This window comes from Actinacidiphila bryophytorum (genome assembly GCF_016916835.1).
GTDB lineage: Bacteria > Actinomycetota > Actinomycetes > Streptomycetales > Streptomycetaceae > Actinacidiphila > Actinacidiphila bryophytorum.
This window is the reverse complement of sequence record NZ_JAFFIX010000004.1, coordinates 339,844-353,206: the sequence shown is the minus strand read 5'-3', so window position 1 is coordinate 353,206 and position 13,363 is coordinate 339,844. Positions and strand designations below refer to the sequence as shown.

Here is a 13,363-nt window from a genome sequence, read left to right as displayed (position 1 = left end):
GACATGGATGGAGTTTGCCTGGCGGGAGTAGCTTGTCTCGCAAGAGTTCGACCCTGTCATGATGACTCGCCGCGGCCTGAGGTGACGGTTCGCGTACCGATCATGAACGGGAACTGAAATGGGGCGTTCAGTCGCTGACGAACTCACCATGCGGCGCGGACGCGGAGCTTTGGGTTGGAACGTGGCCGGGCTTCGCTTTCATGAGTTCCAACTGCACCTGCACATCGTCGAAGCTGACGTCTGGCGTACCGATGCGGCCAACGGACCGGCTGTATGCGATCAGCGCCGCCTCCGCGAAGGGACTGTCGAGTGTTGCGACCCGCTTCCAGGCTCTTACCTCATCGAGGCTCTCCGATTTGACATTCTCGAAGTCGATCACGACATGCGGGACGTCGAGGTACTGAGGGAGCGCGTAGTACCGGTTGTCATCAGTTCGGAAGGCACGCTGCGCCTGGGCCTTGTCCTTGCTGGTCTTGGAGCTCCTATGCCATTCGGAGATGGCGGGAGACTCGGAGCACTTCTCGTCTTCCGTGAATACCCGATCGGCCTTGGCCAGGCGTACGTACTGGGCCTTGGCGACGCGAGGCTTCGCCACGTTCGACTCCGGGTGGTCCTCATACAGGTCGCAGGCCGGAGTGATGACCAACCACAAATCATCGTCGGGGTCGAGAACGAGGTCTGCCGCCGTGAGATGGTGCGTGACCGGAGGCATCAAGTAGACCCGTGCTGCCGAGGGTCGAGCCGCCACAGCGACGAGATCGCCCTCCACGCTCTGGTCAAGCTTTCGGAGACCATTCTCCCTGAGCCATGCGGCAAGACGATTGACGATGATCGGGACGATCTCGTTCTGGTCGGCGCCCGCTATCTCGTCCCAGTGCGGAGCCACAACATCACGCATGAAGTTGCGCACGTAGTCACCGACCAGCGCCGAGATGCGACGCGTCAGTGCCGACACACCCGACACCAAGCCGTCGCGGACTGCGGGGGCAATATCATCCAAAGCGTTCTTGGTCACCACGCGGATGAGTGGGGGCTCCTCCAGGGCACGCACTTGCTGCGGAACACCCGTGAAGAACACCACGGGTACCCACCGGACCCTGGCGATCCGCTCATACAATTCGCGGCCCCGCCCTTCTATGTCCGCAGAAGGACTGCCGTCGGACGCGTCCCGGACGTCGAGAATGACCAGGTCGAAGTCCGCATGGCCCAGCCGCTCCTCGGCGGCGTTGAAGTCCTGCTCGGCTTCGAAGTGGATGATCCCCAGATCCTCGAGTTCGTCGATCAGCAACTCCTGGAGCTGCTCCGCCATTCTGGCGTCGTCGTCGACGATGAGTACCCGATACGCAACGTCTGATGACGTCACCCAACTCTCCTTCGCAGTCGTGCCCGGAAACTGGCGCCAGAGAGGGGACCTGGGCTGACCAGCCACAGGTCACCGTCATAGAAGTCCTTCACGACGCTGCCAGCGATGCTGAGGCCGAGACCGATACCGTCCGGCTTGTCACTGAAGTAGGTGTCGAAGATCAGCTCCCTGATCTCCTCACGCACGCCGGGACCGTTGTCACTGACCGTGATGTCCACGACATCCGATTCACCCTCTCGGGCACGCTCGGTTTCGATGAGGATCGCGCGCTCCGTCCCGTCGGGCGTCGTGGACAGCCAGTACACCGCGTTGCTCACGAGGTTGAGCACGAGTGTTCTGATGTCCCCCGGCTCGGCGGTGACTGTCACGTCCTCCCCGCCGATCGTGACGTCCACCCGGTGCCTGGCGATCTCCGATTCCAGAACGGAGGCTGCCTCGGAGATGCTCTGATGAAGGGAGAGTTGGCGAGGCCGTCCCCGCTGCCGTCCGCTGAGCGGCTCGATACGGGTGAAAAGCCGGTCGATGGCCCTCTCCTGGGCGGTGAAGTCCGTGCGCAGGTCCACCAGCGCGGCGGACAGGTCCACGTCGCGTTCCTCGACCTTTTTCGTGATCTTGCTGAGTTGGCGCAGGTCGAAGGCCATGCGTGCCAGGGCCGTTCGACCGTCGTGGAGGATGACGTCGACGAGGGTGCCCAGTGTCGCCAGTCTGGAGAATTGAGCGATGATCTCCTGGACCTTGCGAACCCCCTCGTTGATCGTCTCCGTGGCTTCTTCGATGGCCCGGCCCAAGACGACGTCGTTTGGGTACCGCTCGGTGGCGACTTGGCGGAGCGGCTCCAGGTTGAAGCTCTGGAACACGCCGTGACCTCGTCCGCCGGACGGGCCCGTCAGGAGGCCGGTTCCCGGCTGCACCCCGGGCTCGGGACGGCGCAGCTTGTAGCGCTGGATCTCAAGTCTGGTTATTGCCTGGAGTATGACCGTCTTCAGTTCCTCGTACTCCGGGCTGTCAATGAGTCCTTCCCGGTGGGAACGGTCCTGAAGCCCGGGGTTGTCGTCCGCCGAGATGTAGACGAATCCTGCCACCTGATTGTTGGACAGCCGCATCGTCGGGTTGTTGACACGCCGTTGGTCGAAACCGAGCCAGTCGAATCCCGGTTCACCGAAGGGCTGGACGCGGAACCCGTCCCGGTAGAGAGTCACTCCGCTGTTGTCCTTGATCAGCTTCCGTACCTCGGTGAGGTTCCTCGCCCCCGTGTCGAGATGGAAGAGCGGCTGAAGCGCCGGCTTCTCGAGGTCCCACACGCGGAAGTCCAGTTTCAGCGGGCCGCAGGACGGCCTGCCCGAGTCCTTCCGAAGGTTCTCCTCGACGACCTCCACCGGTTCATCTCCGTCAGCGTAGACAGCCAGATGTGCGTTACCCGCAACGTCCACGCTCCCGATCAGGCGATAGCGCGGGTGGGCCAGCGCCTCGCTTACGGCCACGAAGCCGGCGAGATGGCTGAGCGGGCCTTCGGGGACGTCGATGTAGATCGCGAACTCCGGCTGGTCGGGAACAGACAGCTTCGCGGGAGGCGGAGGAGGGAGGAGCCGGGAAAGGGAGCGCTTGAGGGACTCGACGGCCTCCCGCCCCCACTCCATCCGCAGCCCCTCTAGCCTCACCACGGTCCCGTGACCGGGTCGTGCGTCGGCCGAAGCTGTCGTGAACCCCCGGGTGACCTCGGAGAAGTTCCGCTCTGCCTCGCCTCCCTCCATGAAGACGTAAGGCGCGGCCGTGGACCAGGAAACCGGAACCTCATCCAGATAGGCGTCACCCTCCGTGAAATTGCCCCAGTCGATGCGAAGAGTGACCTCAGGCTCGCCTGCGCGTCGGGTCGTGATGGCGGTGACATGAGCAAGGCGGGCTGCAGCGAACCGACCGATGCCCTTGGCTCCGAGCACACGCCGTCCACCCGACTCGCTGCGGGGGTTTCGGTGCCGGTACGAGGTGGCGATCTCCATCCAGGTGCCACGCACCGTGTCTGGTGACATGCCATGGCCGTCGTCCCAGACCTCGATCGAGCCACCGTTCTCTTGGAGCGGGGGGTTGAACCGGATCAGGACCAGGTTGGCGTCCGCGTCGTAGGCGTTCTTCACAAGCTCGGTCAGGGCCACCCGCTCGTTGCTGATCAGTTCTTCGCCAAGCGTGCTCATGAGTCGGGCCCGAGGCCGGAGATACGCCTGTGCCCCTTCGAAGTTCACCTGTGCTCCCGCTCCTGGCGACTGTCGGCTGTGCTGCACCGCAGAACGCAGTGAGTGAGGGAATTCTACAAACGCTTCGATGGTGAACCACCCGATTCATGGCTCTAGTTGTCCGGAATCTTGCGGTACTACCCGACGAGTCGAACGTGCCTTCCGCGTCTCCGTGTCGTTGGGAAGACTGATCGGAGGGTGGGCTCTGCGGTCACCCTGACGGCAAGGCTGTCAGGGGGCTGCCCTAAGATCGGTCACCTAAGGGCGCAACGGAACACTGGCTCGAGGCCGCGCGCTGCGAGTCCTGTCTACCCGCGGCGGGCGCCGGAGGAAACCTTGACGGTCATCCAGGTTGCCCTCTAGGTCAAGATGCCGGAATCCTTGCTTCCACCAGCACGTCTGTGATGTCCTGGTGCTCGTTCATCTCATGCGTACGGAGGGCTGGTGCTGTGAAGAAGGGATGGTACGGCGTACCCCTTGAACGCAGCGACTACCTCAGGCTTGATCCGGACGAGAACAGCTGTGGCCCCGAGGACTTCCAGGGGTGGCTTGAAGGCTTCGGCAAGGGCAAGAGGCTGGCCGTCGACCTCTTCTCCGGTGCCGGCGGCCTCAGTTTCGGCGTTCAGCAGGCAGGTTGGACCATCGCGGCTGCCGTGGACTTCGACGATCCGGCGCTGGACACTCACAGGGCGAACTTTCCGGGCCTCAGCCTCAAGATGGATCTCGGTGATCCCGCTGAGCGGGACCGACTCGAGGAGATCCTCAAACCCGCCAAAATCGATCTCGTAGCGGGTGGGCCCCCCTGCCAGCCCTTCAGCAGGGCCGGGCGCAACAAGATCCGAGACTTGGTCAAGAACCATGGCCGCGACCCGGAGGACCGCCGGAAGGAACTCTGGAGCGCCTACCTCGACATGGTCAAGCGGATCCGCCCCCGGGCGGTCCTCATGGAAAACGTCCCCGACATGGGCCTTCACGACGACTTCTTCGTCATCCGGACAATTGAGGATGAACTTGAGGAGATCGGATACGCGACGCAGGTGCGGCTGGTCGATGCGTGGAACTACGGTGTTCCGCAACACCGGAAGCGCCTGATACTCCTGGCCAGGAACGACGTTGATGACTTCACCTGGCGAAAGCCGGACGAGAAGCGCACCACTCTGCGTGACGCCATCGGCGACCTGCCTGAACTGGAGGTCATCCCCACCGAGCGGGTCGGGCAGCGAAAACTCACGTACCGCACGCCCCGCAATCTGTCTGATTTTGGCAGGAAGATGCGCGACGGGGCACCTCGCGGAACCGTCTGGGACCACATGACCCGAAGAGTCCGGAAGGACGACCACCGGATCTTCCAGGTCATGGAGCCCGACACCAAATATTCAGAGCTCCAGGAGAAGCTGGCCAGAGACGAGAAGAAGTACCAGCGGTACAGCGCGACGAAGTACACGGACAAGTACAAGAAGCTGGCCTGGAACGAACTCAGCCGTACGATCACCGCGCACATCGCCAAGGACGGCTACTGGTACATCCATCCGGAGCAGCTTCGAACCCTCACCGTACGCGAGGCAGCGCGTGTTCAGACCTTCCCGGACCGGTTCCGGTTCGCCGGCACACGGAGTGATGCCTTCCGGCAGATCGGGAACGCCGTTCCTCCTCTGCTCGGGGAGGCGGCGGCGACCGTGCTGAGACCCCTCGACCACGCGACTGCACAGGGCACCGAGCTTCGCCCCCACTGGCGCGAGGTCCGGGCGGCTCTCACCAAGTGGGCGGAGCAACGACGGGACAGCAGCGACTGGTACCAACTTCCCAACGAGACCCCTGTTCCACTTCACGCCGCCGTGGTGGCCATACTCTCCAGCACGAAGATCAAATCGACGGCCATGGCGGACCTGACGGCCGCCGTGAGGAAGTCGAAGCGACTTTCGTCCACACTCTTCAAGAAGTTGGTCGACACGGCTCCCACAGCGGCCGCCCGTGCCCGCGTCAACCGACTGGAACCGCTGGTGGACAAGCCGTACGACTGGCAGTGGAGCAAGCGGTTCGACGTACCTTCCAAGCTGGCGATGAAGCCCGCCGAGGAGTCCCTCTACCGACTACTGATCGGCGAGGACCTCATGCTGGTCGTCCAGGGAACGCTGCGGGTCGCAGCGCGCATGAACGACATCGACACGGACCATCCGAACCGCCATAGTGAAGGCCGCGTCAACCTGGTGAAACTCGTGGGCGCCGGAGAGGACGCCCCCCTCCGCATGGGAGCTATCCGAATCATCGGAACAGACCTGTGCAGGGAGGACGAGCCTGTCTGTTCGGAGTGTCCGCTCGTCGCTCACTGCCCCCGCCAGAAAGCGCTCCCGACGATCTTCTGACGCTGGTCGTTACTTCGGCATTGCCGGCCTGCGCCGCCGCGGCGCTTCGTTCGAGCCGGTAGTCTCCGCCACCCTCTGAGCCGCTTCCTCGACATTCCGACGAATCTCGCACTCCCAGATCCGAACAACAATCCAGCCGGCCTCTGCAGCCTGTGTCGTGTTGCGTCGGTCTCGCTCCCTGTTGGTCTCGATCTTCTCCTCCCACAGGGCGGCGTTGGGCCCGCGGAATTCCTCGGGAGAGTGGTCGGGACATCCATGCCAGAAGCAGCCGTCAACGAAGACAGCGACGCGATGTCGGGGAAGCACGAAGTCGGCCGTACACCGAGGCGCCACTTTCCGTTGGAGGCGGAACCTGAGGCCGAGTCGATGTACCGCTTTCCTGAGAGTCACCTCGGGCTTGGTGTCCCTTTTGCGCCGACCGCGAAGGTGTTCCCCTTCCGCAGTGGCGACCCACCGCTGGTCCTGTGTTCGGCCTGCTCTGGTCATGTTCGCAGCCCCAGCCTCTCGACGCCTCCGAGAAGGAGAGTGCCACACTCTCCTTATGCTCCGGGAACCAGCCGAACTTCATGTCGACGATCAGGGCCGGGTCGAACTGCCCCTCGGCCTGCTGGCGGAGGCCGGCATCACGCCAGGCGCCGACGTTGTCGCTTTCAGTGACGGAGACGGTCGCATAGTGCTGAGACGGACTGAGGACGCGATCACGGACCTGATCACGAGAGGCACGCTTTGACGTCTTGGTGGGCTTGCGCCCCACTGTGCGAACCCACCCAGGTGTAGCACCTCGTTGCCAGTGAGCAACGCCCGGACGCCTGCCCGTGTCTTTGAACCCACGGTCGAGTTCAAGGTTTCTGCGAGTGGCCTGGGCCAGCTGGCGCTGCCTTGGCCACCGGCGGTTCTACTCTTCGCCATGTTCCTCAAGAAACTCGGCGAGCCCTTCGGTCCAGGAGGGCCGGGGCTGCGCATCGAAGGCATCACGCGCAGCTAGGACGGCCCTGCCGAGAGCGTGCATGTCCTTGACGGAGCGCCCGTAGAGGTACCAACGCCCGTACACCTGATCGACACCGCAGCGGTTTTCCTCGATCAGCCGAGCGAGCAGATCAGCGCGCTCACGATCGGGCACAGCACCGACCATCGGATACTCGGCGTGGTGACGCTGGTCGAGCCCGCTTGAGCAGGAGTAGAAGGTGGCGATCCGGGCGGCGCTGAGCGCCAAACTGAGTCCTGCCACCCCGACATCGTTCCAGCGGAACGTGTACGCCATCAGTTCGGCGTAGCCGATGTCGTCAGCGTCCCGCAGCTCGTCAAGGAGCGCCTCGACCCCGTCGGGCGCATCAGAATTTCCCGCCCGTTCGAGGAAGGCGGCCTCCTCCGTCAGACACTCTGCGGCCTCTTCCCAGCTCGGGAGCCCCAGGCATTCGTACTCGTGGTGTTCCGTGAAACCTCTGGCCACCTCTTCTGCGCTCAGGCCCGTGATTAGCGTTTTCAGGTCGTAGTCGCGGCGGATGTCCACATGGAACTCGGGAATCATGGCCCTATCTTGGCGAACTACCTTCTGCGATGTCAGTGGTTCTCGCATGAGGTGCGAACCACAGACTACGGCTGGGGCGTAAATCCCAGCCGCAGTGCCTCGGTACGAGCGTGCAGGGCTTGGACGGCCTGCGTTTCGGGAACTTCCTGGTCCAGTTCGAGGCGCCTGCCGACGAACTGCGTCAGCTGTCGCTGCCAGGGTTCGAGGCTACGGGTCTCCTTGGCCCATCGCTCGATCGCGAACCACTCGTCGGAGAGGATCAGTGCTACCGCCTCGGCCGCCCCCCCCCGTGATCACCGTCGCCGCCGACGAGTGCCGCCTCGTCCAGCGAACAGTCCGACAACTCCGACACCAGAGCGCGAGGAATCGTCCAGGGCACCCTTGACACAACGTCCCAGCAGGCCGACTTCTTGGCCCACTCGCCTACGTGGTTCCCCTCAAGCGGCATGGTCACCGCTCGCATGACGCGAGGGCAGAGATCATGGATCGCGGCCTCCAGCACTGGTGAGACGCCCTGCTCGCGCCAGATCTGGTCGAGATCGATCTTCCGGTCGGTCGCCAGGGACAGGCGAGCCACGGTGTAGGTGGTGATCATGCTCTTGTGGCTGCCGGCTCCATGGATTGCAGCGATCCGGTCCACTGCCTTGAAGAGGATGGCCATGGCGATCACCCGCTGGCAGTACTGGACGTCGACGCGGGGCGGCGCCTCGTCGAGATTGACCATGAACTCGACGAAGTTCTTCTGTGCTCCGCGGCTCACGTGGTATGGCAGTTGGCTCCAGGAGTGGACGAACTTGGCGAGGTCCGCCTTCGTGAACTTCTGCTTCGTGGGGTTCAGCTTCTTGAACTGCCGTTGCCTGGCGGGGGTGCGGGCCTTCGCCAGCTCGTCCGTGTACTGGCCGCGCGCCCGCTCGTAAAACCAGTGGGTCTCCTGGCCGCTGCCGTCCGTCGCGGGAGCCCACAGGGAGCGGGTGATGCGCTGCATGTCCACGTGGTAGTCGTGATTGGAGCTGAAGTCGACCTGAGTCACTCGGTTCTGCGTGTTGGAGTACTCCGAGATTTTCGGAACGATCTCCGCGAGGCGCTGGGGCGCCACCTCCGTGAGCTTCATCTGGACCCGGACGTGGGACAGATCGGCCTTGTCTCGGCTCCGGGCATAGTGAAGCGAGGCTGTCGTCTGACCGCCGTTGACTATCTGGAGTCCGTGTACTCCGGAGATGTGGGTCGGCTCGCCGTCCGGGCCCCTCACGAACTCGACCATCGACGCGGTCGCGGTGATCCCGTTGTTGTAGGCCAGGAATCTGCCTGGTGCGATCAGCAGGGTCTCACGGATACCCCGGTTGACCGCTCCGCGGGTCTGGAGGAAAGAACGGACGTTTAGCTCAAGGAGCCGGGTGCCGTACTCCGCATACAACTCGGCGAGCAGCTCTCCGGGTATGACCGCCAGGACCACGGAGTGGTCCTCTTCCGAACTCAGGGCGGAGACACAGGGAAGTGGGGGGTTGAAGGGCACCATGATGGGCTCGCCGAGGGCACCCGACGTCGCGTGACGGTGCAGACGCGCCAAGTCCCAGACCTCGTGGGTCACCGGCAGACCGTCAAAGTGCGAGACCGGGAACTCGTTCGAGGTGCTCACCCGGTTGCTGAGCAGGAAGAGCCTGATCCGCTGCGCCTCGGTGAGGGCCTTCTCGACCGCCGCACACATGTCGTACACGTCGAAGGACTCGTCGATGTGCTGCCGCAGCCCGTCGCGGCAACGCTGGGCGAACGCCAGAAGCCTTCTGAAAGACGTCTCGATCTGCGCTTTCGTCAGCTTGGTCTCCAGCGGTGCCAGCTGGAAGTCGGTCACGAACAAGTCCAGGGACCCGCCCGACTCACCGATGCCGTAGCCGTGTACCTCGTGGCCGTGCATCTTGTGGTAGGCGGTGAAGGTGTTGGACACAACGCCGGCCTGCTCCAGGTCCTCGAAGACCCGACGGGTGAAGGCCTCCGGGGTGGTCGTCCCCTCAGCGTCAGCTGTCGCCTGGACGTCGGCGACAAGGCTCCGCGAGAACTCGGCCAAGTCGAGCTCAGCCATGGGGCACCCCGATCAGTTCCCTCACCTCGTCGGCCGTGGCTCGGTAGACGTCCAGGCCCGCGGTGCTCACGTTGTATGTGCAGTCGCCGACTCCCTCGGGCAGGTCCGATTCGACCAGTCTGGGGAAGCCTTCTCGTACATGCCAGAACCGCAGGTCACGGACGGTGTACCGGGGTTCTTCGTAGAGGTCGTGGTGTCCGGGGAGGTAGCCGGCCTGGATGAGCAGACCGTCGAACCGTACACGCGCGGTGGGGTTCGATAGCTGCCGTCGTATGTCCTCCACCCTCGTGTTCAGGCTCTCTCCCGATCCACCGCGCCGTTCGTCGAGCTGTGCCAGGGCGAGAAGCAGAGCAGGCGTCCCGGTTCCATCCAGCTGTCGCTCGCTGGCGATCCGGATGCTCCTGGGGCGCTTCGCGACGCTGGCCTTGGCCTCGATTGCCACCTCGGTCAGCTGGAAATCCTGGTTGGCCCCTGTGGGGCCGGTCCATGCCTCGACCGTCTCGGACTGGGCCACCGAGGTCAGGAGGACGTCGCCCAGGACCAGGAGTTCGCCGTAGAGTCCACGACGGGCCTCGGCGCTCAGCCCGTCTTTGCTTACTGCACGCAGGAGGTCCTGCCACCTCCCGAACCTGTCGACCGCGGCTGCCAGGGCCTCTGCAGCAGCCGGAGCGGCCTTGGCGGTCTCGGCGACGTCGGCGACGAGCGGGTTGAAGACGTCGCGGAGCTCGTTCGCAGTCAGGATCACCTGGAGTTCGTACTCGACCCGGGACACCGCACTGAGGTTCATCTCGATCCCGGCTGCCTTGGGAAGACGGCCCACCGAGCGCACGATCGGGTCTGCGGAGCGGGCGTCCGCTCGGAGGACCAGCATGCGCTGTCGGCCTGGGTGGGAGACGGAAAGGAACGTGTCGAGCGGGGACTCCGGGTACAGACGGAGACTGGAACGCCCCGGTGCATCCTGGGGGCTCTCCAGTTCGTGCCACGCGTCCTCCGTGACGGTCACGCCTCGTCCTCCTCGACGATCGAGTAGATGTCGTCTTGAAGCCAGACGGTATTGGCGACGTACTCGGTCTTGGACTGGTGCTCCGAGTGAGGGAGGCTCACCTGGAAGCCCACGAGAGGAGTGGCCGACACCCCGACGCCGTCCCTGTTGACGGGCATGACGGGGTAGATCAGTAGCAGGCCCTGTTCGGGGCGGCGCTGCCTCCGGATGTACGTGCCCGATGGGTTCTGCGGGGGCACCGCCTTCTCCGCGTCCTCCGCAGCCTTTCGCGCGGCTTCACGTGCCCTCTCCTCCTCGATCGGGTCGAGACCGATCAGCTCGTCCTGGGGGCTGATGATCCGGCGGATCGTGTACCTGCCCTCGCTCTCGAAGTCGTCCTTGAGCGCGGCTCGCTTCACAACACCAACGGTGTGTCCGGCGATCTCCTGCGGCCACTGCGACGTTGTGCTGCTGACCAGAACAACTGTCCAGTCGACCAGTTCTCCCACCTTCGCGCACTGGTCGATGTACTTGGCGATGAGCCGCGGCCGGACGCGCTGCGCCATGGGGTCGGTCTCGTAGTCAGAGAGAAACTCGGAAACCAGTCCAGGTGAGACACCCTCCCACTGCACGTTGCCGCCCTTGGGCGCCGCCTTGAGACCCTCGCCGCTGTCGAGTCGTCGGACCAACCCCTCAAGGAGCCCGAAGTTGTGAGCGACTGTCCGATCGGCGAGCTTGAAGATCACTGTCTCCGGCCCTTCGCCGGAGTAGCTTAGGAGGATTTTCTTGCCCTTGCGCATCTTGTTGGGCGCCGTCACCGTCAGGCCCAGTGACGAGGACCGCACCTTCAGTCCGAACGCCGTCGGTTCGAGGCCGAGCGTGGCCATCTCCTCAACCTCCCGCCGAAGTTCGTCGGTGGCGGCCGTGACCTCCACGTAGGCGACCTGAAGCTCGGGGGTCGTGTACAGACGGCACAGGTCCTCGTGCTTTGGCCGGTACCCGAACCACCGCCCCATCTGGAGGAGCGCGTCGTATGACTTCGACCAGCGCAGGTAGTAGCTGACCGTCAGGCCTTCCAAAGTGAGGCCGCGGGAGAGTTTCTGCCCTCCGACAGCGATCACGGAGAGACCATCCTTGCGGCTCAAGTAGTAATCAAGCGCGTCCTTGGACGTGCCGTTCACCGCTTTGACCTGGATCTTCCGAATGGCATCCAGGAGTTGCGCCGACACCTGATCCCACGTGAGGCGCTCGGCCTCGTCGGTCGGGAATTGCTCCGTGGTGGGGACGAATTCCCGCTCCCAGAGACCCTGGAGTTCCTCGCGGAGCGTGGGGCCCTTCCCGTACCGGTCCCGGAGCGTGTCGACGAGGAGCCGCAGATGGTCGTCGACCTGGTCGCGCACCAGCCCCTGCACCGAGGTGAAACGGGTGACATGCACCAGCATCGAGTTGTGCACCTTCGTCTGTCCCCTGGCCCGGCGAGCCGCGCAGGCGAGCACGAACGAGGAGATCGCCTCGCGTAGGGAGGCAGGCAGCTCGGCGCCGGGAACGTGGCCCGACTTGTGCTTGGCGGGAAGCCAGATCTCGGCGTCCTTCACGTGACGCACCAAAGGCAGAGGCGGCGTGTCCTCCTCGTCATCGTCATCGACTTGGAGGCCGAAGACCCGCTCGGGACCGAGGTAGTTGGAGGGCGAAGGAAGGCTGCGGATGAAGCTTGCCGGAAAGAGATCCTCCCCGACCTTCTCGTTGTTCGCCTCCGGGTTGATGTAGATGTTGGCGAACGGTGTCGCCGTGTATCCAACGTACGCGGACTGGTCGAATGCGTTGACGAGGTCACGTATCGCGGCGTTGGTCTTCGTCGGGTCCGCGTCGTCGTCCTTGGTCGTATCGATCGAGGCGTTGTCCGCCTCGTCGTCGACGACGAGCAGAGGAAGATCCTTCACGACCTTCTTGCCGTTCTCATCCTCGGTCCCGTGAACATCGGTCACCCAGTTACGCACGTACTCGAGAAGCTTCCAGTGCTTCTTGACGACGAGCACGACGGGGAAACTCCCGAGAGGGAAGTTGGTGTGGGAAGCCGTCTTCTTGCCGAAATCCCCCTTCGCGGTGCTGTTCGTCGGCGAGGCGATGTCGAGCTTTTTCGCGCCCGGCATCCGGCCCGCGCCGATGAGTCGGGACTTGCCGACCTCGTTGGACCGCCTGTAGTGCTGGGTGTCGAAACCCAGGAGTCCCTCGTCGACCCGTAGCTGTGTCTGGCTGCGGAGGTCGTCGTGGATGCCGGCGAGCACCACGATGAGCCGGTAGCCGGCGTCCACCGCCTTTGCGGCGAGCCCGATGTACTGACCGGTCTTGCCTGACTGCACCTGGCCGATCACGAGCCCCTTGCGGCTCCAGGAACCCGGGCGGCGTGGATCCTCCAGCTGGCCCAACACCTCGTCGGAGCTCTGGTCCAGCCGCCTCACGACCCACGGTGGAAGGCCCACCACGTCCTCGAGGTAGCGCCGGTACCGCTCCCAGAAGTCCCAGTCACGATCGTTCTTCGCCTCCGGCAGCCACGGGTCGTGGCCTTTGGGGTCCGTGAGGCCAGACGACCGCTCCTGGAACACGGCGGTCATGGCCTCGATCTCCTTGGCCAACTGGTCCCGGTCCAGGGATTCTCCCTGTGCGGCAAGCATTCCGAAGATGGCGTTGACCGCGTTCTGTACCTCCTCTGTCGTCGGCTGACGGTCCTGTGGCAGAAACCCGAGAACCAGGCGCTGGGCCTTGGCCATGGGGTCGTCAGGAACGGCGCTCACGTGGAACCTCCAGCGGGACGTCGACGGTAT

General features: G+C 64.1%; 8 protein-coding genes. 1 reads left to right on the top strand and 7 read right to left on the bottom strand.

Going from position 1 to position 13,363, the window contains the following annotated elements; genetic code table 11:
• Window positions 1-127 precede the first annotated feature (127 nt).
• Window positions 128-1,363, bottom strand: coding sequence for a DNA-binding transcriptional response regulator (locus tag JT723_RS09005; protein WP_205043954.1), 1,236 nt, complete (start codon window positions 1,361-1,363; stop codon window positions 128-130).
• The gene (locus JT723_RS09000) at window positions 1,360-3,600 is read right to left on the bottom strand and encodes a sensor histidine kinase (RefSeq protein WP_205043953.1); all 2,241 of its coding nucleotides are present in this window, start codon (window positions 3,598-3,600) and stop codon (window positions 1,360-1,362) included. The genes JT723_RS09005 and JT723_RS09000 overlap by 4 nt, the downstream gene beginning before the upstream one ends.
• 440 nt (window positions 3,601-4,040) lie before the next feature.
• On the opposite strand from JT723_RS09000, the gene JT723_RS08995 reads away from it, so the two are divergent.
• On the top strand, window positions 4,041-5,954 hold the full coding sequence (locus JT723_RS08995; protein ID WP_251513242.1) for a DNA cytosine methyltransferase: 1,914 nt from the start codon (window positions 4,041-4,043) through the stop codon (window positions 5,952-5,954).
• A gap of 9 nt (window positions 5,955-5,963) precedes the next feature.
• Here the strand turns inward: JT723_RS08995 and JT723_RS08990 are convergent, their stop codons facing one another.
• The 5 genes from JT723_RS08990 to JT723_RS08970 all read right to left on the bottom strand — a co-directional run bounded on the left by JT723_RS08990 (window position 5,964) and on the right by JT723_RS08970 (window position 13,333).
• On the bottom strand, window positions 5,964-6,440 hold the full coding sequence (locus JT723_RS08990; protein ID WP_205043951.1) for a very short patch repair endonuclease: 477 nt from the start codon (window positions 6,438-6,440) through the stop codon (window positions 5,964-5,966).
• A 409-nt stretch (window positions 6,441-6,849) separates the two neighbouring features.
• Complete coding sequence (locus JT723_RS08985; RefSeq protein WP_205043950.1) at window positions 6,850-7,482, bottom strand: hypothetical protein; 633 nt, start codon at window positions 7,480-7,482, stop codon at window positions 6,850-6,852.
• Window positions 7,483-7,747: 265 nt separating this feature from the next.
• Entirely contained in the window at window positions 7,748-9,559 is a 1,812-nt protein-coding gene (locus tag JT723_RS08980) for an AIPR family protein (RefSeq protein WP_240165270.1), read from the bottom strand.
• On the bottom strand, window positions 9,552-10,562 hold the full coding sequence (locus JT723_RS08975; protein ID WP_205043949.1) for a PD-(D/E)XK motif protein: 1,011 nt from the start codon (window positions 10,560-10,562) through the stop codon (window positions 9,552-9,554). The genes JT723_RS08980 and JT723_RS08975 overlap by 8 nt, the downstream gene beginning before the upstream one ends.
• On the bottom strand, window positions 10,559-13,333 hold the full coding sequence (locus JT723_RS08970; protein WP_205043948.1) for a Z1 domain-containing protein: 2,775 nt from the start codon (window positions 13,331-13,333) through the stop codon (window positions 10,559-10,561). The genes JT723_RS08975 and JT723_RS08970 overlap by 4 nt, the downstream gene beginning before the upstream one ends.
• Window positions 13,334-13,363: the final 30 nt, after the last annotated feature.

What these genes read in the sequence shown, in the direction of transcription:
- JT723_RS08990 (WP_205043951.1), bottom strand. Translation starts at nt 6,440, where the DNA reads ATGACCAGAGCAGGCCGAACACAGGACCAGCGGTGGGTCGCCACTGCG.
- JT723_RS08985 (WP_205043950.1), bottom strand. Translation starts at nt 7,482, where the DNA reads ATGATTCCCGAGTTCCATGTGGACATCCGCCGCGACTACGACCTGAAA.
- JT723_RS08980 (WP_240165270.1), bottom strand. Translation starts at nt 9,559, where the DNA reads ATGGCTGAGCTCGACTTGGCCGAGTTCTCGCGGAGCCTTGTCGCCGAC.